Here is a 19840-nt window from a genome sequence, read left to right on the forward strand (position 1 = left end):
AAGATCCCTGGGGTTGGTGGGTGGCTCTCTGTGGATAGTTTCATAGAGTTACGGCGGTTATAGCGGCAGGGAAACGCCCGGTCCCATTCCGAACCCGGAAGCTAAGCCTGCCAGCGCCGATGGTACTGCACTCGACAGGGTGTGGGAGAGTAGGACACCGCCGGAACATACTTTCAAGGTAGGGGACCCATTCGTGGGTCCCCTACCTGCATTTCTGTCTACGGTGATATGGCCCGTAAACTTGGTGTGAGCACAATCCACCATTGGCGGCGGTTCGACCGTATTGCCGTCGTACTCCAGTGATCCAGTCTGGTAACCGAGAGAGGGACCCGCCGTGCCGGAACAGAACAATGGCCGGAAGCCGTTCCGGCGCAATTCTTCCGGACCCGACGCCGGCTTCCGGCGTGGCGAGGGAGCCGGCGATGGTAGGCGGTCGGGTGGGGATTCCGGTGCGACGAATGATGCCGGCCGTTCGGGCGGGCGCGGCGGCTTCCGTCGCGACGACGACACGCGGGGCGATGCCCGCCGCGGCGCCGAGCCGGGTGACAGGGGCGCGGGACGCGGGCGCACGGGGTCCGGTGGCAATACCGGATTCGGTGGCGACCGGTCGCGGGGCCCGCAGCGGGCCGATCGCGGTGGCCGGGAGGAGCGGACCGGAGCGCCGGGGCAGCGCGAGCGTGGTGCCGACCGGGCCGGGGACCGTCCGGGATTCCGGGCCGAAGGCGCGCGTTCGAACCGGGATGACAACCGTTCAGGCGGTCCCCGGCAGCAGTCGCGTCCGGATGGTGACAAGCGAGAGCACGGAACGCGTGAGCGCGGGGAGTTCCGGTCGCAGGGGCGGTCCTCGTTCGGTGATTCCGATCGGGGCCGGGACAATCGTGGTGCCGGACGTACGGACAGCCGGGGCGGTGCGGACGATCGCCGGTTCGGTACACGGCCTGCCGAGCGGTCTTCCCGTGGCACCGATGAGCGCCGGTTCGGTGGCGGCGGTGGGACCGACGACCGTCGTTTCGGTGGCCGTGGCGCGTCCGACCGGCCCGACCGCGAGAGCGACGGGCCGCGCCGGGAGCGTGGGGGGCCGGCCGGGAGCGGCGGTTCGGCTTTCTCCCGCGGCGGTGAGGCAGGCGGACCCCGGCGTCGCGGCGGTGAGGGCGGCGGCCGTGGGGCCGATCGGCGGCCGCCGCGGCCGGACGAGCCCGATCTGCCCGACGAGGTCCAGGCCGGTGATCTCGATTCCTCGATCCGTCGGGATCTGCTGAGCCTGGACAAGGGCAATGCGGAAACCGTCGCCCGGCACCTGGCGATGGCCGTGCAGGTTCTCGACGACGATCCACAGCTCGCGCTGGCCCATGCGCGGGCCGCGCGGCAGCGGGCGGGACGGATCGCCGTCGTGCGGGAGACCGCCGGCGTCGTCGCCTATCACGCCGGGGAATGGGCCGAAGCCCTGTCCGAGCTGCGCGCGGCGCGGCGGATGGCGGGCGGGTCCGGTCTGCTCGCCGTGATGGCGGACTGCGAGCGTGGCCTGGGCCGGCCCGAACGCGCGATCGAGATCGGCCGCAGCGACGAAGGCCGTGCGCTGACCGGTGACGAGGCCATCGAACTGCGGATCGTGGTCGCGGGCGCGCGAATGGACCTCGGCCAATACGACCAGGCGGTGGTGACCCTGCAGACCTCCGACCTCGACCCGTCACGCACCGGTTCGGGTCCCGCGCGGCTGTTCTACGCCTACGCCGACGCACTGGTCGCGGCCGGACGGACCGATGAGGGACAGACCTGGTTCTTCAACGCGGCCGCCGCGGACCTCGACGGCGAAACCGACGCCGAGGAGCGGGCGGCCGAGCTGAGCGGCGAGGCCTGACCGGCCGTCAGGGCCGGTCGATCGACCAGTTGAGCTCGGTTCGCAGATCGGCCGGGTCCATCCGCGGGTTCGGTTCGGTGAGGTAGACCTCCCAGCGGTCGGCTCCCGGAACCAGGCCCTGTTCGATGATCCAACCGTGCAGCCGGTCCCAGGTGACGCCCAGTGCGTCGAAGGAGCCGTTGTGCACCACACGGGCGATCCGGCCCGCCGGAAGCGCGCCGGGGACGACGTCCCCGTCGGGGCTGATCAGCCGGTCGACGGGGAAGCCCACCTCCAGCTCCGTGGCTTCGTCGGACATGGTTCCCCACCGGGACAGAGCCGGGCCGGTGACAACGGCCTCCTGCGCGGCGAGGGCAGACGGCAGGATGCCGAACGAGGTGTCGAAGAACGAGATCGTCTGTGCCGGCGCCACCCGGCCGCGTACTACGGCGGTGCGCGTTTCGGCGATATCGAGTAGTTCGGGTTCGGTGGCGCGGTCGGTCGGGTCGGCGGTCACAGTTCTCCTTCGGGACATCGGTCGATCGGCCGCTGCGGATCGGCCGCTCTTCGGTTCCGACGGATCACGGCAGGGGAATTCATCGGCTCCGCGCACCGTGTTCGGCGCGGCCGGAGGCGACGGGCGGGGCGTATGCAGTAGGGGTACGGAGGTGACACGGCCGGTATCGATGCCCAGACGCCCACAGCACCCCCGACTTCTCACTCGTCACGCTCACCCCACCCGATATCGGACAGCTGGAGTTTGTGGCCGGCCTCCCGAGCAACTCGCGATCTTCGGCAGCCGGCAACTGGCCTACGCGAATGACGGAGAACGCGCCGTGCGAGCCGGAGACATGGGTGCGGCAGTGATGGTGAGCGGTATTCGGGCCTACAGCGGGTCGGGGCGGCGTCGAAGTGGTTTCGGCCGCTCGGTTCCGGAGCGAGTGGGCGCGGAAGGGGGCAGTTGACGGGCCCGCACCTTCGAGGTGATCGCCATGTCGGCCGCGATGGCGGTTCGGGGCGTCGGGTGCGCGTCGATCGGTGTGGATGCGCAGACCGGCCGCGATGGCGGTTCGGGGCGTCGGGTGCGCGTCGATCGGTGTGGATGCGCAGACCGGCCGCGATGGCGGTTCAGGACATCGAGTGTCCGTCGACCGGCGTGGCTGTGCAGCCGACCGTGCGGGCGGTGGGAGGCGGCTGGGTGTCCGGGGCGCCGGGGGCAGGACGTAGGGTCCGGGTGTGCGGGAAGCGAGTGAGACGCGGTTGCGGGACAGGTACGAGGCGCTGCTGCTGGATCTGGACGGGACTCTCTACCGGGGCGCCGAGGTGATCGACGGGGCGCCGGCGGCGCTGGCCGGTGGGACGCAGCGGCTGGTGTACGTCACCAACAATGCGAGCCGGGCGGCCGCGAGCGTGGCAACTCATCTGGCCGAGCTGGGGTATCCGGCGACGGAGGCGGATGTGGTGACCAGCGCGCAGGCGGCGTGCCGGCTGCTGGCCGAGCGGCTGGCGCCCGGATCGGAGGTGCTGGTCGTCGGTTCCGAGGATCTTGCCGCGGAGGTCAAGACGGCCGGTCTGCAACCGGTGCGCCGGGCGGCGGAGACGGTGGCCGCGGTCGTCCAGGGACATTCGCCGCAGACGGCCTGGCCGGACCTGGCGGAGGCGGCCTACGCGCTGCGAGCCGGGGCGGTATGGGTGGCGGCGAACACCGATCGCACCCTGCCGAACGAGCGCGGACTCGCGCCGGGTAACGGCGCGATGGTCGCGGCGCTGCGGACCGCCACCGATCTGGAACCCGTGGTGGCCGGCAAGCCGTTTCCGCCACTGCTCGAAGACGCGTTGATCCGGGCGGAAACGCGCGCGGCGCTGGTCGTGGGCGACCGGCTCGACACCGATATCTCCGGCGCCCAGAACGTGGCCCTGGACGCACTGCTCGTACTGACCGGGGTGAGTACTGCCGGCGAACTCGCCGGTCTGCCGGAGGAGCGACTGCCCACCTACGTCGCCGACGGTCTGGATGCCCTGGGACATCCGCCGGTGCCGGGCCTCGTCGCCCCGGCGGATGTGCGCGCGCGACTGCGGGAGCACCCGGGCCGGGCGCTGACGGTGCGCGCGCCCCGTTCGGAAATCCGATAGCGTTGAGCCCACGATGACTACCCCGAATCCCCGCCCGCACACTCCCGGCACCACCCGCTCTGGGGTGCCGCTGCCCGGTCGGCATCTGCCCGGGGCCGCCGGGCACGGTGAACCCGCCGACCCGGATCGGATCCGCGCCGAAGTCCGCGACCTGCTCGCCGAACTCGGACCCGTACCGAACACAGGGGACGATTCCGTCGGTGCCGATCTGGCCCGCCGTGCGCACATCCTGGACCAGGCACACGAGGTGCTGGTGCGGGCGCTGGCCACGGTGGACAAGATCTGAGGTGGCCAGGCGGGCGCGGGTGGACGCGGAACTGGTCCGCCGTGGTCTGGCGCGGTCACGGGAGCACGCGGTGGAATTGATCGGCGCCGGGCGAGTGCTGATCAACGGCACCGTCGCGGTGAAGCCGGCGACCGCGGTGGAGACCGGTACTCCACTGGTGGTCAAGGAACAGGTGGACGAAGTGGCCTGGGCCTCGCGCGGGGCGCACAAACTGCTGGGCGCGCTGGAGGCGTTCGAACCGCAAGGGCTGTCGGTCGCGGGCCGGCGCTGTCTCGACGCCGGAGCGTCGACCGGTGGTTTCACCGATGTGCTGCTCAGCCGGGACGCACGCGAAGTGGTCGCGGTGGATGTGGGCTACGGCCAGCTGGTGTGGCGGTTGCGTACCGACGACCGGGTGCGGGTGCACGACCGGACCAATGTGCGGAGCCTGGCCGCCGACGATATCGGTGGTCCGGTGGAGCTGGTGGTCGCCGATCTCTCGTTCATCGCGTTGACGCTGGTACTCCCCGCTCTGGCGGATTGCGTGGGGCCGGGGGCAGATCTGCTGCCGATGGTGAAACCGCAGTTCGAGGTCGGTAAGGACCGCGTGGGATCCGGCGGGGTGGTGCGGGATCCGCTGCTGCGGGCCGAGGCGGTGCGTTCGGTCGCCGCCGCTGCCGCGGATCTGGGGTTGCACACCCGCGGCGTGGTGGCCAGCCCGTTGCCCGGTCCGTCCGGCAATGTCGAATACTTCCTGTGGCTGCGCCGGGACGAGTCGGCGGGCTACACCGCCGACGAGGTGGGGGAACTGGTGCGGCGGGCAGTCGAGGAGGGGCCACAGTGAACACGGAGGCGTCCCGTCCGCGAGAGATCCTGTTGGTCTCCCATCCCGGACGGGCCGAGATCAGCGAAACAGCGCATCGGGTAGCGAAGATCTGCGCGGAGGCCGGAATCGGTTTGCGGGTATTGGCCGACGAGGCCTACAGCACCCGGTTCGACGCCGAGACCGAGCCGGTCGCCGATCCCTGCGGATATCCGGTGCAGGTGGTCGCCCACGAGCCGGACGCGGCGCTGGGCTGTGAGATGGTGCTGGCGCTCGGCGGCGACGGCACCCTGCTGCGCGCCGCGGAACTGGCCCGGCACGTGACGGTCCCGGTGCTGGGTATCAACCTGGGGCGGATCGGCTTTCTCACCGAGGCCGAGGCGGAGAACCTGGACGAGGCACTCGCACAGGTCGTCCGGCGCGACTACCGGGTCGAGGAGCGGATGACCCTGGACGTGAACGTCCGGCTCGACGACGAGATCATCGAACAGGGCTGGGCGTTGAACGAGGCCAGTATCGAGAACGCGGCCCGGATGGGTGTTCTCGAAGTGGTGCTCGAAGTCGACGGGCGGCCGGTCTCGTCCTACGGCTGCGACGGAATTCTTGTCGCCACCCCTACCGGTTCGACGGCGTATGCTTTCTCCGCGGGCGGGCCGGTGGTGTGGCCGGAACTGGAAGCGCTCCTGGTGATCCCGAGCAACGCGCACGCATTGTTCGCCCGCCCCCTGGTCACCAGCCCGGATTCGCGGATCGCGGTCGAATCCGTTGCCACCGGCCACGATGCGATAGTTTTCCTGGATGGCAGGCGCACCCTCGCATTGCCGCGGGGCGGCCGGGTCGAAGCGGTCCGGGGTGCCGAGCCGGTGCGGTGGGTGCGGTTGGATTCCGCGCCGTTCGCGGACCGGATGGTGCGCAAGTTCGAGCTGCCGGTCACGGGTTGGCGGGGCCGGCGGCGAACGGAGGGCACACGTGCTGACAGAGATAAGAATTGACGGACTGGGCGTCATCTCGACGGCCACCGCGCAATTCCACGAAGGGCTGACTGTGCTCACCGGCGAGACCGGAGCGGGCAAGACGATGGTGGTCACCAGTCTGCACCTGCTGAGCGGCGCGCGCGCCGACGCCGGGCGGGTCCGGCTGGGCGCGAGTCGCGCGGTGGTGGAGGGCCGGTTCACGCTCGACGAGGTGAACGAGTCCGCGCGCGCCGAAGCGGAAGCGGTGCTGGAATCGGCCGCCGCCGTCGCCGACGACGACGGCACGGTGATCGCGATCCGGACGGTCGGTAGTGACGGGCGGTCCCGGGCGCATCTGGGCGGTCGTGGCGTACCGGCCTCGGTGCTGGCCGATTTCACCGCGCCGATGCTCACCGTGCACGGCCAGAACGACCAGTTGCGATTACAGCGGCCCGAACAGCAGCTGCACGCGCTGGACCAGTTCGCCGACGCGACGGTGGGGCCGCTGCTGCGGGACTACGTCGAATGCCGTCGTACCTGGCTGGATGCCCGGAACTCCCTGCTGGAACGTACCGCGCGGGGCCGGGAGATGGCGGCCGAGGCGGAACGGCTGACGCAATCGCTGGCCGAAATCGACGCCGTCGCGCCGGAGCCGGGGGAGGACGAGCGCCTGGTCGCGGAGATCCGGCGGCTCAGTGATCTGGATTCGTTGCGGGAGGCGGCGGCGACCGCGCACGAGGCGCTCGCCGGCCCGGCCGACAATCCCGGCGAGGGGGTCGGAGCGCTGGACGCGCTCGGTGTGGCCCGCTCCCGGGTGGAGGGCGCCGAGGACCCGGCGTTGGCCGCGCTGTCGCCGCGGCTGGCGGAGGCGATCGCGGTGGTGGTGGATCTGACCACCGAGCTGAGCGGTTACCTGTCGGATCTGCCGTCGGATCCCGGGGCGCTGGAATCGATGCTGTCGCGGCAGGCCGAATTGAAGTCGCTGACCCGTAAATACGCACCCGATATCGACGGGGTGATCGCGTGGGCGGACGAGGCACGGACCCGGCTGGATTCGCTGGATGTCTCGGAGGAAACGCTCGCGGCACTCACCGCCGAGGTGGAGGCGGGTGCGGAGCGGGTGCGTGCCGCGGCGGTGAAACTGTCGCAGGCGCGGACCGCGGCGGCGGGTGATCTGGCGGCGGCGGTGACCGAGGAGTTGAGCGGACTCGCCATGGGCAAGGCGCGGCTGGAGGTCGAGGTGCGGCCGCTGCCGGCCGGGGCCCAGGACTCCGCGCCGCTGCTGATCGACGGTGTCGAACTGCACGCGGGTCCGGCTGGGGTGGACGAGGTGGAGTTCCGGCTGGCCGCGCATTCCGGTGCGCAGTCGCTGCCGTTGAGCAAGAGCGCGTCCGGCGGTGAACTGTCGCGGGTGATGCTGGCCCTGGAAGTGGTGCTGGCCGGTGCCGAGCACGGGGCGACCATGGTCTTCGACGAGGTGGACGCGGGTGTCGGCGGCCGGGCGGCGGTGGAGATCGGGCGGCGGCTGGCCCGGCTGGCCCGCACCCACCAGGTCATCGTGGTGACGCATCTGGCGCAGGTGGCGGCATTCGCCGATACCCACCTGGTGGTCAACAAATCCGATGACGGCGAGGGTGCCGTGAATTCCGGGGTCCGGGCGCTGACCCAGGACGAGCGGATCGTGGAGCTGGCCCGCATGCTGGCCGGGCTCGACGATACCGAGACCGGTCGCGCGCACGCCTGGGAGCTGCTGAACACCGCCCGTGCCGAGCGGATGGCAGCGTACTGACCGGTGGCCGGTCCGGTACGTGTGCCCTGCCGTGCTCGGCGCCGCTGGGCGGGAGTCGTGGGCACCACCCGGCTCGCCGGGCGGGAGACCCTGCTCACCGGGCGCGGTTCGGGTCGCGCTGAGCCGGGCCGCGGCCGAGTCCTCGTACGCGGACGCTCGGCCATCGCGGCGTGCGGTGGCGGCGCCTACGCCGACGACAATGACGGTGCGGGCCGAAGCGACCGGAAGCCGCCAGGCGGCGCACGGCGCGCTACGAGTGCCGCCTGCGGAGTTCGTCCGAGGGCGGTGACGAACCCGTCGCCGCGACGCGTATCGGGTGCCGGTCCGCAGGCGGGAGCCGACCGGTACCCGGCCCGGGCAGTAGCCCCGGCGGGCGGCTCCGGCTGATACCGGAAGGTCAGTCCACGGCTTTGCGCGCGGCGGAGATGAACTGGTTGATCAGGCCTTTGAGGCCGATTTCGAGCACTTTGGCCGGAACGGGGAGCGAGGGGTCGGAGGTCATCGTGTAGGTGACCCGGGTGCCGTTGTCGGCGTCGGCGAAGGTGATGACGCCGGTGTGGCTCTTCACCGGCGCGCCTTTGACGATCTTGTATTCCATCCGCTCGTTCGGGACCAGCGCGGTGATCTCCTCGACCACTCCGACCGGACCGATACCGATCTTGTGCCGGGCGCCGACGCCTTCGCGTTCGGTGGTGCCCGGTGTGACGAGCGTGACGTTCACCGCGAGGAACGGATCGATGCTCTCGCGGTCGGCGAACAGCCGGTACACGGTCGCGCGCGGGGCGGCGATCACGGTATCGACGGTGGTGCTGGCCATGGAGACTCCTCTTCGTGTAGCTGTCCCGGGCAGCTTACGGCGCGGGGCAGCGGATTTTCGTGCCACGGCGACCCCGCTCGGTGCGTCCGGTAACCGTCTGATAGCCGTCGGGTATCACCTCGCGGCGTGTCTCCACCAATGGTTGAGGGTTTGCGACGATCATCGCTGCATGAGGATGCTGGCGCTGCTGTCGAAGAATTCCGAGACGCTGCCCGGCCGGACCGGTATCGCCCGGGTCGACCGCGATACCCGGCGGCTGCTCGGTCGAGTGGAACCCGGCGATATCGCGGTCCTCGACGAAATGGACCTGGACCAGGTCACCGCCGACCGGCTGCTCGCGGCGGGGGTGGCGGCGGTGGTGAACACCTCGCCGTCGATCTCCGGTCGCTATCCCAATCCGGGACCCGAACTCCTGGTGGCCGGTGGCGTGCTGCTGCTGGACGCGGTCACCTCCGACGCCTTCGGCCGGATCAAGGACGGCGCCAAGGTGCGGATCGAGAACGGGGTCGTCTACGCCGACCGCCTCACCCGCCGGGAACCCGAGGTGCTGGTGGAATGCCTCGAACTCGACGAAACCGCGGTGGCCGACCGGCTGTCGGAAGCGCGCAACGGTCTCACCGGCCATCTCGAAGCCTTCGCCACCGGCACCCTCGATTTCATCCGGACCGAATCGTCGCTGCTCATGGACGGCATCGGGGTGCCCGATCCGGATCTGGACCTGAACGGCCGGCCGGTGGTGGTGGTCGGTGACGGGGCCGGCCATGCCGAGGATCTCACAAAGCTCAAACCCTTCATCAAGGAGTACGGCCCGATCATGATCGGGGTGGAGCAGGGGGCGGAGGCCGTCCGGCGCGCGGGCTACCGGCTGGATCTGATCGTCGCCAACCCTGAGCAGGTGCCCGCCAAGATCCTCACCGGCGGCGCCGAGCTGATCGTGCCGGCGGAACTGGACGGTTACGCCGAGGGGCTGGACCGGGTCAAGGAGCTGGGGATCGGCGCGATCACCTTCCCGTGCTCCGGGACACCGGCGGACCTGGCGCTGCTGCTCGCGCATCACCACGGTGCCGCGCTCATCGTCACCGCGGGCGCGCCCGCGTCTCTGGAGGAATTCTTCGACCGGTGCCGCCGGGACAGCAATCCCGCGACCTTCCTGACCCGCCTGAAGGTCGGGGGCGCCATCATGGACGCCACCGCGGTGGCCACGCTCTACCGGAGCCGGGTGTCCGGAACGCTCATGGCGCTGCTGGTGCTGGCGGCGCTCGTCGTATTGATCGTGGCGGTGCTGGCCGCCGGCCAGGGGAGCGAGGTCCTCGCGCCGGTGCAGGATCTGCTGCATCGTGCGGATCTGTGGGTTCGGGAGACGATCGGCCGGCCCGGGGCGAGCTGAGTGCCGCGGTCTGCGTCTCCCTGTACCGCGGTACGCGGGCCGTTGCGCGCAATCACACAGCATTGCGCGGAACCGGCGTTCCCGCGGCGCCGGCGCGCGGAACTGTGAGAGAAGTGGCCGGTGGTGCGCCCGGGGCGGAGGTGGCAGATTTTCGCCCCGTCCCGCGCGTGCGGCGCCGGGCGGGTGCGGCGATCGGGTGGTTAACCGGGAGTGGCGGTCGATCGTCGCCCGGGTTTCGTGTTACCGTGAAGACCCGTGGGTCATACACGGATTCAGGCGCGGGCAGCCACCAAGCATATTTTCGTCAGCGGTGGCGTGGCCTCCTCACTCGGTAAGGGTCTCACCGCCTCCAGCCTCGGTCAGTTGCTGACCGCGCGGGGGCTACGGGTCACCATGCAGAAACTCGACCCCTATCTGAACGTCGATCCCGGCACCATGAATCCGTTCCAGCACGGTGAGGTGTTCGTGACCGAGGACGGGGCCGAGACCGACCTCGATGTGGGGCACTACGAACGTTTCCTCGACCGGGACCTCTCCCGGGACGCCAACGTCACCACCGGGCAGGTGTACTCGTCGGTGATCGCCAAGGAACGGCGGGGCGAGTATCTGGGCGATACCGTGCAGGTCATCCCGCACATCACCGACGAGATCAAGGCGCGCATCCTGGCCATGCGCGAGCCGGACCTGCAGGGGCAGGAACCGGATGTGGTGATCACCGAGATTGGCGGCACGGTGGGCGATATCGAATCGCAGCCGTTCCTCGAGGCGGCCCGGCAGATCCGCCACGATGTCGGCCGCGACAATGTCTTCTTCCTGCACGTCTCGCTGGTCCCGTACCTGGCACCCTCGGGCGAGCTCAAGACCAAACCCACCCAGCACTCGGTGGCCGCCCTGCGCAGTATCGGTATCCAGCCCGACGCGCTGATCCTGCGCTGCGACCGCGAGGTACCGGCCGGCCTGAAGAACAAGATCGCGCTGATGTGCGACGTGGACGTCGACGCCTGTATCTCCACCCCCGACGCGCCGTCGATCTACGACATCCCCAAAGTGCTGCACCGGGAGGCCCTCGACGCCTACGTCGTGCGCAAGCTCGGGCTGCCGTTCCGGGACGTGGACTGGACGATCTGGGGCGATCTCCTCGACCGCGTGCACGCGCCGCGGGAGACGGTGGAGGTCGCGCTGGTCGGTAAGTACGTGGATCTGCCCGATGCGTATCTGTCGGTCACCGAGGCGCTGCGGGCCGGCGGTTTCGCGCACCGGGCCAAGGTGAAACTGCGCTGGGTGCAGTCCGATGATTGCGAAACCCCGGCCGGCGCGCAGGCCGCCCTGCGTGATGTGGACGCGGTCCTCATCCCCGGCGGATTCGGGATCCGGGGCATCGAGGGCAAGGTCGGCGCCATCCACCACGCCCGGACCCGGGGTCTGCCGCTGCTCGGGCTGTGCCTGGGCCTGCAATGCATGGTGATCGAGGCCGCGCGGTCGGTGGGCCTGACCGACGCCAACTCCGCCGAGTTCGAACCCGAGACCGAGCACCCGGTCATCTCCACCATGGCCGACCAGGAACAAGCCGTGGCCGGCGAGGCGGACCTGGGCGGCACCATGCGACTCGGCGCCTATCCGGCAGTACTGGAGAAGGGGTCGGTGGTGGCCCGCGCCTACCACGCCACCGAGGTCTCCGAACGGCACCGGCACCGCTACGAGGTGAACAACGCCTACCGCGACAAGATCGCCGCCAGCGGCCTGCGGTTCAGCGGCACCTCCCCGGACGGGCATCTGGTGGAGTTCGTCGAACTGCCCGCCGATATCCATCCCTTCTTCGTCGGTACCCAGGCCCATCCGGAGCTGAAGAGTCGGCCGACCCGGCCGCATCCGCTGTTCGCCGAACTGATCGCCGCCGCGCTGCGGTACAAACTGGCCGAACGGCTGCCGGTCGACATCCCCGGTGAGGAAGAACTGGCCGGTACCTCCGAGCGGGTCTCGTGACCCCCGCGAATCCGGCGCCCGGCAGTCACGCCTTCGCGACGGTCGACAGCCGGGTCGTGTACTCGGGCGCGATCCTGGCGCTGCGGGTGGACCGGGTGGAGATGCCGGACGGGCGGGTGGTGGAACGTGAGGTGGTCGAACACCACGGTGCGGTCGCCGTGGTCGCGGTCGACGACGACGGCCGGGTGGTGTTGATCCGCCAGTACCGTCATCCCCTCGGCGAGCGGCTGCTCGAACTCCCGGCCGGCCTGATCGATATCCAGGGCGAGGATCCACTGGCGGCCGCCCGCCGGGAGCTCGCCGAGGAAACCGGGCTGGCTGCCCGGGACTGGTCGGTGCTGGTGGATGTCGCCCTGTCGCCGGGGTTCACCGACGAGGCGCTGCGAGTGTATCTGGCGCGCGGGCTCAGCGATACCGAGCGACCGGACCCGGAGCACGAGGAAGCCGACCTGGAGCTGGTGCGGATGCCGGTCGCCGAGGCGGTCCGCGCGGCGCTGGCCGGGACGATCGTGAACGCCACCGCCGTCGCCGGTCTGCTGGCATTGAGCGCTGCCGACGCCGCCGGCCTGCCGCTGCGGCCCGCCGACGCGCCGTGGCCGGGCCAGCCGGACGCACTGCTGCGCCGCCAGGCCGCGCAGCGGGACTCGGACTGATCGGGGGCAGGCGGTGCGGGAGGTCGATATCTTCCTGGACCATCTGGCCGTGGAGCGGGGTGCCGCGCGCAGCACCCTCTCCGCCTACCGCCGGGACCTGTCCCGCTACCGGCAGTTCTTGAGCGAACGCGGCCGCACCGACCTCGCGTCCGTCACGGAGGGCGATATCACCGAGTTCGCGGTCGCGTTGCGGGCCGGCGAGGGGGAACATCCTCCGCTGGCGCCGGGTTCGGTGGCGCGGGCACTGATCGCGGTGCGGGGGCTGCACCGGTTCGCCGCCGCCGAAGGACTGACCAGCGCCGATGTCGCGCACGCCGTCAAACCACCCATGGTGGGTCAGCGGCTGCCCAAAGCGCTACCGGTCGATCAGGTGCTGCGGTTGCTGGACGCGGCCGACGCCGGCGCCGGGACCGGAGGCGACGCCGCGGCGCGCGGACTGCGCGACCGGGCGATGCTGGAACTGCTGTACTCGACCGGCGCCCGGATCTCCGAGACCGTCGGACTCGATATCGACGATCTGGACCTCGACGACCGGGCGGTCGTCCTTCGCGGTAAGGGCGGTAAACAGCGGATCGTCCCCCTCGGCCGTCCCGCGGTGGCCGCGGTGGACGCCTACCTGGTGCGTGGCCGGCCCGTCCTCGCGGCGCGCGCCCGCCGGCATACACCCGGTGCGGCAGCCGCGCTGCTGCTGAACGTGCGCGGCGGCCGGTTGTCCCGCCAGAGTGCCTGGCAGGTACTCCAGCGCGCCGCCGAACACGCCGGGATCACCGCCACGGTATCGCCGCACACCCTGCGGCATTCGTTCGCCACCCATCTGCTCGACGGCGGCGCCGATGTGCGGGTCGTGCAGGAACTACTCGGTCACGCGTCGGTGACCACCACCCAGATCTACACCCTCGTCACGGTGGGAACGCTGCGCGAGGTCTGGGCGACAGCCCACCCGCGGGCCCGTTGAGTGGATGCGTTCCGGCGCGTCGCCGCAGGTGACGCCATCGACACCAACACGCCGTGCATACACGCGGCGCTCGAGCGGGGTCAACCGGTAGCGTCTAGGACTAGCCGGACCGTGGCGAAAGCGAGACCGTGCCTTGATCGGCCTCGTTACGCTCTACGAGGTGACGGACGGGTAGGAACGTATAAGGAGCAGCGGATCGTGACGACAGCCGGATCGGCGGACTCGCCCAAGGGCGCCGAGAGCGACGATCGCGCCGCGTCGGTGTGGGGCGCGGGCCCCGAACCCGTTCCTGCCGACGCTGCGCTCGGGCCGACGGGTCGGCCCCTGCGTGCGGTCCCCGATCCGCCCGCGCCGTCGCACGAGGGCAACGCGCTCATCGTGGCGATGTGCAATCAGAAGGGCGGGGTGGGTAAGACCACCTCGACCATCAACCTGGGGGCGGCGCTGGCCGAATACGGCCGCCGGGTGCTGCTGGTGGACCTCGATCCGCAGGGCGCGCTGTCGGCGGGGCTGGGCGTGGCGCACCACGATCTGGACCTGACCGTGCACAACCTGCTCATCGGGGCGCCGGTGAGCGCTGATGACGTGCTCATGCAGACCAAGGTCGAGAATCTGGATCTGCTGCCCAGCAATATCGACCTGTCGGCGGCCGAGATCCAGTTGGTGAACGAGGTCGGCCGCGAGCAGTCGCTGGGTCGTGCGCTGGAACCGATCCGCGACCGCTACGACTACATCCTCATCGATTGCCAGCCGTCGCTCGGTCTGCTCACCGTGAACGCGCTCGCCTGCTCCGACGGGGTGATCATCCCGATGGAGTGCGAGTACTTCTCGTTGCGTGGGCTGGCCCTGCTCAACGACACCGTGGAGAAGGTCCGGGACCGGCTGAACCCGCGGTTGAGCCTGTACGGCATCGTGGTGACCATGTTCGATGCCCGGTTGCTGCATTCGCGCCAGGTGATGGCGCGCGTGGTGGAGGTGTTCGGCGAACTGGTCTACGACACGGCGATCGCCCGGACGGTCCGGTTCCCGGATGCCAGCGTCGCCGGGGAACCGATCACCACGTGGGCGCCGAAATCCAGTGGCGCCGAGGCCTATCGGGCGATGGCACGGGAAGTCATCCACCGGTCCGGGCGGTGAGCGGGCCGTCCCGGCCGGCCTCGTCGACAATCAGCGCACCCGCCGCGCCCGCGGATGCGGCGGCCGCGGAGAAGTCCGGTTTCCATCTGCGGCTGAGCAATTTCGAGGGCCCGTTCGACCTGCTGCTCCAGCTGATCTCGCAACGCCGTCTCGATGTGACCGAGGTGGCGTTGCACAAGGTCACCGACGAGTTCATCGCCTACACCAAGGCATTGACCGCCGGGTTGAACCAGCCGGGGAATTCGCTGCGTACGGACAAGATCCTGGATCAGACCACCGAGTTCCTGGTGGTGGCGGCGACCTTGCTGGATCTGAAGGCGGCCCGGCTGCTGCCGTCGGGGGAGGTGACCGACCCCGACGATCTGGAGTTGCTCGAGGCCCGGGATCTGCTGTTCGCCCGGCTGCTGCAGTACCGGGCGTTCAAGCAGGTCGCCGAGTTGCTCGGGGAACTGGAGGCGGCCGCGCTGCGCCGGTACCCGCGCAGTGTCGGTCTGGAGGAGCGGTTCGCGAGTCTGCTGCCGGAGGTCACCCTCGGTGTGGACGCGGCCGGTTTCGCCGAGATCGCCGCGGCGGCGTTCCGGCCGCGGCCGGTGCCGACCGTGGGCCTGGACCATCTGCACGCGCACGCGATATCGGTGGCGGAGCAGGCGACGCTCGTGCTGCAACGGCTGCGCGCCCGGGGCGTGGGGGTATGGACCACGTTCGCCGAACTGGTGGCCGATTGCGCGGCGCCGATCCAGATCGTGGCGCGGTTTCTGGCGTTGCTCGAGCTGTATCGGGGTAAGACGATCGAGTTCGACCAGCCCGACCCGCTGGGCCCGCTGGCCGTGCGCTGGATAGGTGACGACGTGGACGGCGGTGGTGCCGCGCCGGTGACCATAGAAGAGGACTACGGATGAGCGAGCCGGGCCCGGAGACGGACGTGGAGGACGGAGCATGACCGAGGCTGTGACCGATATCGCGCCCGAGCCGTTGGACGACGACGAATTCCGGGCGGCACTCGAGGCGCTGCTGCTCGTGGTGGACACTCCCGCGCCGGTGGAACAGCTGGCCGCCGCGCTGGAGGAGACTCCGCAGCGGGTCGAGCGCACGCTGCGGGAGATGTCGGCGGAACTGGCCGCCCGGCGCAGCGGAATCGATCTACGTTTCGCCGGGGACGGGTGGCGCTTCTATACTCGCAGCGAGTACGCACCGTATGTGGAGCGTATGTTGCTCGACGGCGCCCGGTCGAAGTTGACCCGGGCGGCTCTGGAGACGCTGGCGGTGGTGGCATACCGTCAGCCGGTGACCCGGGCCCGGGTCAGCGCGGTGCGCGGTGTCAACGTCGACGGTGTGATGCGCACCCTGCTGGCCAGGGGATTGATCACCGAGGCGGGCACCGACCCGGAAACCAACGGCACGCTGTACGGCACCACCGAACTGTTCCTGGAGCGGATCGGATTGGCGTCGCTGAGCGATCTGCCGCCACTGGCGCCCCTGTTGCCGGGGGTGGACCTGATCGATGAGATCAACGACAGTCTGGAGACGGACCCCCGCTACACCAGGCTGCGAAAACCCGCCGAGGAGGATCTGAACCTCGGCGCCGAGGATTGACAGGAAAACGTGAAGACACCCGCTCGCCGAGATGGCATACCGGATCGTAGGAAAAGTGGTGACCAGCCCGCTCGGGCCGGTCGTGGGCGCAGCGCCCCCCGTGCCGGGGACGCCCGCCGAGGAAGTGACGACAGTCCCCGCGTCGGCCGGACCGGGGGACCGCGCAGTACCGAGCGCGGGGCCCGCAGCAACCAGGTACCGCGTTCCGCGCGGACCGCGGGGGCGGAGAGCGCGACGGAAGGCCGTGGCGCCCGCGCCGGCGGTTTCGCGGCACCGGGCCGGGCCGGTGCCGGCCGCGGAGGGGCCACGGGGGCGGGCCGGAGTGGTTCGGCCGGTGCGGGCCGCGGTGGGGCCGCGGGTGCGGGCCGTGGCGGCTCGCCCGCGGCGGGTCGCAGTGGTGCCGGCGGCTCGCGGACCGGCGGCCGGCCGGGCGGGGGCGGCGGTACGGCGCGCAAGAGCGCGACGCCCCGCTCCGGGAGCGGCGCCCCGCAGCTGAACAATGCGAAACCGGCCCGGCGTCAGCATGTGGAATCGGGTGAACCCGGCCACGAGAAGCTGCCCTGGGGTGAGGGCGAACGGCTGCAGAAGGTGCTGGCCAAGGCCGGAGTGGCCTCGCGCCGGGCCGCCGAGGAGATGATCGAGCAGGGCCGCGTCGAGGTCGACGGCATCATCGTGCGTGAGCAGGGTCTGCGGATCGACCCCGAGAATGCCGTGGTCCGCGTGGACGGGACTCGGGTGGTGGTGCGCGAGGAACTCGTGCACCTGGCCCTGAACAAGCCCAAGGGCTGGCAGTCCACCATGTCCGACGATCTGGGCCGGCCCTGTGTCGGCGATATCGTCGCCGAGCGGGTCGCGGCCGGACAGCGATTGTTCCATGTCGGCCGGTTGGACGCCGATACCGAGGGGCTGCTGCTGCTCACCAACGATGGTGATCTCGCGCACCGGCTGATGCACCCTTCCTACGAGGTGTCCAAGACCTACCTGGCGACCGTGCAGGGTGAAGTGCACCGTTCGATCGGCAAGATCCTGCGTGAGGGCGTGGAGCTCGACGACGGCCCGGCCAAGGTGGACCGTTTCCAGGTGCTCGAGGTCGACGAGGGACGTTCCCTGGTGAAAGTGGTGTTGCACGAGGGGCGCAAACATATCGTGCGGCGGCTGCTGGACGCGGTCGGACATCCGGTGACCAGGCTCGTCCGCACCCATATCGGCCCGGTCGTCCTGAACGACCAGCGTCCGGGCACGCTGCGCGTGCTGGGGCGCGACGAAATCGGCAAACTCTACGAGGCGGTGTCTTTGTGAACGGTGTGGAAGCTCCGGTGGGGGTCGTCGAGGATACGGCCCGCGACCGGTCCCTGGTCGTCGCGATGGACGGTCCTTCGGGGACCGGCAAGTCCAGCGTGTCGCGGCGGCTGGCGGTACGGCTTTCGGCCCGCTACCTCGATACCGGCGCCATGTACCGGGTCGCCACGCTGCGGGTGTTGCGTGCCGGTGTCGACCCGGCGGATTCCGCCGCGGTGGCCGCGACGGTCACCGATATGCCATTGCGGATCGGCACCGATCCCGAGCGGGAACTGATCGAACTCGACGGCGACGATGTGCGGACCGAGATCCGCGGTTCCGAGGTCACCGCGGCGGTCTCGGCGGTCTCGGCGGTGCCGGAGGTCCGGGAGCAACTGGTGGCGTTGCAGCGTGAGATCGCGGTGAGCGCGGGCCGGATCGTGGTCGAGGGCCGCGATATCGGCACCACCGTGCTGCCCGATGCCGACGCCAAGATCTACCTGACGGCGTCCGCGCAGGCGCGTGCTCATCGGCGTAATCAGCAGAACATCGCCGAGGGCCGCGGGGACGACTACGCCGGAGTGCTCGCGGATGTGGAACGCCGCGATCGCCTCGACTCCACGCGCGCGGTGTCGCCGCTGCGGCGGGCCGAGGACGCGGTACAGGTCGACACCAGCGAATTGACCATGGACGAGACCATCGAGGAGCTGTACCGCGAGGTCGGCCGCCAGCTGGACCGGCCGCGGGATCGTGCCGCGGCGCACAGCCGGGGAGTCGCCGGATGAGCGGGGACACCGTGAGTGACGTACTCGCCGGCGACGGCGTGTGGAGCGACGAATCGGAGTGGGAGCTCACCGATCTCGCCGGGGACGCCGAGGCCGCCGAGCATGTGCCGATGCCCACCCTGGCCGTGGTCGGCCGCCCGAATGTCGGAAAATCGACGCTGGTGAACCGCATTCTGGGCCGCCGCGAGGCCGTGGTCGAGGATGTGCCCGGAGTGACCCGGGACCGGGTCTCCTACGAGGCCAACTGGGCGGGCCGCCGCTTCTGGGTACAGGACACCGGCGGCTGGGAACCGGACGCCAAGGGACTGCAGCAGTCGGTGGCGCGCCAGGCCGAACTCGCCATGAACACCGCGGACGCGATTGTCCTGGTGGTCGACGCGGTGGTCGGCGCGACCGCCACCGACGAGGCCGCGGTGAAGGTGCTGCGGCGGGCGAAGACACCGGTCATCCTGGTCGCCAACAAGGTCGACGACCAGCGCCTGGAGGCCGACGCGGCCGCGCTGTGGTCGCTGGGTCTCGGGGAGCCGCGCATGGTCTCGGCCGCGCACGGCCGCGGGACCGGCGACCTGCTCGACGATGTACTCGAAGTGCTCCCCGAGACACCGCGCGAACTCGTCGGCCCCGGCGGTGGCCCGCGCCGGGTGGCGCTGGTCGGGAAGCCGAATGTCGGTAAGTCGAGCCTGCTGAACAAGCTCAGCGGGGACGAGCGGTCGGTGGTGCACGATGTCGCCGGTACCACCGTCGACCCGGTGGATTCGCTGGTGGAACTGGGCGGCAAGGTCTGGCGTTTCGTCGACACCGCCGGGTTGCGGCGCAAGGTCGCCAATGCCAGCGGTACCGAGTTCTACGCCTCGTTGCGCACCAAATCGGCGCTGGAGGCCTCCGAGGTGGCGATCATGCTGATCGACGCCGCGCAGCCCATCACCGAACAGGATCTGCGGGTGATCAGCCTGGTCGCCGACTCCGGGCGGGCCCTGGTGCTGGCGTTCAACAAATGGGATCTGGTGGACGAGGACCGCCGTCTGCAGCTCGAGCGCGAGGTCGATCGTGACCTGGTGCGGGTGCCGTGGGCGCAGCGGGTCAATATCTCCGCGCAAACGGGCCGGGCGGTGCAGAAACTCGTCCCGGCCATGGAGACCGCGCTGGAGTCCTGGGACAAGCGGATCCCGACCGGCCGCTTGAACAACTGGTTGAAGGAGGTCGTGGCCGCGACGCCGCCGCCTATGCGCGGCGGGCGACTGCCCCGGGTGCTGTTCGCCACCCAGGCCACCACCAGGCCACCGACCTTCGTCCTGTTCACCACCGGGTTCCTCGAGGCCGGCTATCGCCGGTTCCTGGAGCGGCGGCTGCGTGAGGAGTTCGGGTTCGCCGGGTCCCCGGTGCGGATCTCGGTCCGGGTGCGGGAGAAGCGCGCCAAGAAGTGAACACCGGTGCTCGCCCGCCGCGGCGGGC

At 70.4% G+C, this 19840-nt stretch carries 17 protein-coding genes, 1 rRNA gene and 1 pseudogene; 17 read left to right on the forward strand and 2 right to left on the reverse strand.

Features of this window, described 5'->3' with window-relative positions; translation table 11 throughout:
- The first annotated feature begins 49 nt into the window (after positions 1 to 49).
- Both rrf and ABZV91_RS28935 read left to right on the forward strand, forming a co-directional pair.
- Positions 50 to 166: ribosomal RNA gene (rrf, locus tag ABZV91_RS28930) — 5S ribosomal RNA — on the forward strand.
- 945 nt (positions 167 to 1111) lie between these two features.
- Positions 1112 to 1858: pseudogene (locus ABZV91_RS28935) on the forward strand (hypothetical protein); the annotation flags it as partial.
- A 7-nt stretch (positions 1859 to 1865) separates the two neighbouring features.
- On the opposite strand, the gene ABZV91_RS28940 reads toward ABZV91_RS28935, so the two are convergent.
- A complete protein-coding gene (locus ABZV91_RS28940) occupies positions 1866 to 2354 on the reverse strand; it encodes a GyrI-like domain-containing protein (RefSeq protein WP_355248378.1) in 489 nt (162 codons plus the stop codon).
- A 719-nt stretch (positions 2355 to 3073) separates the two neighbouring features.
- On the opposite strand from ABZV91_RS28940, the gene ABZV91_RS28945 reads away from it, so the two are divergent.
- The 5 genes from ABZV91_RS28945 to recN are packed head-to-tail and all read left to right on the forward strand — an operon-like array spanning position 3074 to position 7800.
- Positions 3074 to 3970, forward strand: coding sequence for an HAD-IIA family hydrolase (locus ABZV91_RS28945; protein ID WP_355248381.1), 897 nt, complete (start codon positions 3074 to 3076; stop codon positions 3968 to 3970).
- A gap of 13 nt (positions 3971 to 3983) precedes the next feature.
- Entirely contained in the window at positions 3984 to 4256 is a 273-nt protein-coding gene (locus tag ABZV91_RS28950; protein WP_355248384.1) for a hypothetical protein, read from the forward strand.
- A gap of 1 nt (position 4257) precedes the next feature.
- Complete coding sequence (locus ABZV91_RS28955; RefSeq protein WP_355248387.1) at positions 4258 to 5079, forward strand: TlyA family RNA methyltransferase; 822 nt, start codon at positions 4258 to 4260, stop codon at positions 5077 to 5079.
- Positions 5076 to 6050, forward strand: coding sequence for an NAD kinase (locus ABZV91_RS28960; RefSeq protein WP_355248390.1), 975 nt, complete (start codon positions 5076 to 5078; stop codon positions 6048 to 6050). The genes ABZV91_RS28955 and ABZV91_RS28960 overlap by 4 nt, the downstream gene beginning before the upstream one ends.
- Positions 6028 to 7800 (forward strand): DNA repair protein RecN, encoded by a 1773-nt coding sequence (recN, locus tag ABZV91_RS28965; RefSeq protein WP_355248393.1) that lies wholly within the window; start codon positions 6028 to 6030, stop codon positions 7798 to 7800. The genes ABZV91_RS28960 and recN overlap by 23 nt, the downstream gene beginning before the upstream one ends.
- Before the next feature lie 397 nt (positions 7801 to 8197).
- Here the strand turns inward: recN and ABZV91_RS28970 are convergent, their stop codons facing one another.
- Entirely contained in the window at positions 8198 to 8617 is a 420-nt protein-coding gene (locus ABZV91_RS28970) for an SRPBCC family protein (protein ID WP_030521257.1), read from the reverse strand.
- Between the two features lie 169 nt (positions 8618 to 8786).
- Between ABZV91_RS28970 and steA the strand changes: the two genes are divergently transcribed.
- From steA to der, 10 genes are all read left to right on the forward strand, one after another.
- Positions 8787 to 10004, forward strand: coding sequence for a putative cytokinetic ring protein SteA (steA, locus tag ABZV91_RS28975; RefSeq protein WP_355248396.1), 1218 nt, complete (start codon positions 8787 to 8789; stop codon positions 10002 to 10004).
- A 255-nt stretch (positions 10005 to 10259) separates the two neighbouring features.
- Positions 10260 to 11987 carry a CTP synthase gene (locus ABZV91_RS28980; RefSeq protein ID WP_355248399.1) on the forward strand — a complete coding sequence of 576 codons (1728 nt, stop codon included), beginning with the start codon at positions 10260 to 10262 and terminating at the stop codon, positions 11985 to 11987.
- Positions 11984 to 12640, forward strand: coding sequence for an NUDIX hydrolase (locus ABZV91_RS28985; protein ID WP_355248402.1), 657 nt, complete (start codon positions 11984 to 11986; stop codon positions 12638 to 12640). Before ABZV91_RS28980 ends, ABZV91_RS28985 begins: the two co-directional genes overlap by 4 nt.
- A 13-nt stretch (positions 12641 to 12653) precedes the next feature.
- Positions 12654 to 13595 (forward strand): site-specific tyrosine recombinase XerD, encoded by a 942-nt coding sequence (gene xerD / locus ABZV91_RS28990; RefSeq protein ID WP_355248405.1) that lies wholly within the window; start codon positions 12654 to 12656, stop codon positions 13593 to 13595.
- A 261-nt stretch (positions 13596 to 13856) separates the two neighbouring features.
- Positions 13857 to 14732 carry a ParA family protein gene (locus tag ABZV91_RS28995; RefSeq protein ID WP_355248414.1) on the forward strand — a complete coding sequence of 292 codons (876 nt, stop codon included), beginning with the start codon at positions 13857 to 13859 and terminating at the stop codon, positions 14730 to 14732.
- A gap of 29 nt (positions 14733 to 14761) precedes the next feature.
- Positions 14762 to 15631: a segregation/condensation protein A gene (locus ABZV91_RS29000; protein WP_355248416.1), complete on the forward strand. Its 870-nt coding sequence runs from the start codon at positions 14762 to 14764 to the stop codon at positions 15629 to 15631.
- 37 nt (positions 15632 to 15668) lie between these two features.
- A complete protein-coding gene (scpB, locus tag ABZV91_RS29005) occupies positions 15669 to 16325 on the forward strand; it encodes an SMC-Scp complex subunit ScpB (protein WP_355248408.1) in 657 nt (218 codons plus the stop codon).
- A gap of 36 nt (positions 16326 to 16361) precedes the next feature.
- On the forward strand, positions 16362 to 17624 hold the full coding sequence (locus ABZV91_RS29010) for a pseudouridine synthase (protein ID WP_355248419.1): 1263 nt from the start codon (positions 16362 to 16364) through the stop codon (positions 17622 to 17624).
- A 65-nt stretch (positions 17625 to 17689) separates the two neighbouring features.
- On the forward strand, positions 17690 to 18388 hold the full coding sequence (gene cmk, locus ABZV91_RS29015; RefSeq protein ID WP_355248421.1) for a (d)CMP kinase: 699 nt from the start codon (positions 17690 to 17692) through the stop codon (positions 18386 to 18388).
- The gene (gene der, locus ABZV91_RS29020; protein ID WP_355248411.1) at positions 18385 to 19812 is read left to right on the forward strand and encodes a ribosome biogenesis GTPase Der; all 1428 of its coding nucleotides are present in this window, start codon (positions 18385 to 18387) and stop codon (positions 19810 to 19812) included. Before cmk ends, der begins: the two co-directional genes overlap by 4 nt.
- The last annotated feature ends 28 nt before the right edge of the window (positions 19813 to 19840 follow it).

Origin of the sequence: Nocardia sp. NPDC004568 (assembly GCF_040609955.1) — a bacterium.
Classification (GTDB): Bacteria; Actinomycetota; Actinomycetes; order Mycobacteriales; family Mycobacteriaceae; genus Nocardia.

Coding starts and splice junctions, on each gene's coding strand:
- ABZV91_RS28950 (WP_355248384.1), top strand. CDS start 3,984: ATGACTACCCCGAATCCCCGCCCGCACACTCCCGGCACCACCCGCTCT.
- ABZV91_RS28970 (WP_030521257.1), bottom strand. CDS start 8,617: ATGGCCAGCACCACCGTCGATACCGTGATCGCCGCCCCGCGCGCGACC.
- steA (WP_355248396.1), top strand. CDS start 8,787: ATGAGGATGCTGGCGCTGCTGTCGAAGAATTCCGAGACGCTGCCCGGC.
- scpB (WP_355248408.1), top strand. CDS start 15,669: ATGACCGAGGCTGTGACCGATATCGCGCCCGAGCCGTTGGACGACGAC.
- cmk (WP_355248421.1), top strand. CDS start 17,690: ATGGACGGTCCTTCGGGGACCGGCAAGTCCAGCGTGTCGCGGCGGCTG.
- der (WP_355248411.1), top strand. CDS start 18,385: ATGAGCGGGGACACCGTGAGTGACGTACTCGCCGGCGACGGCGTGTGG.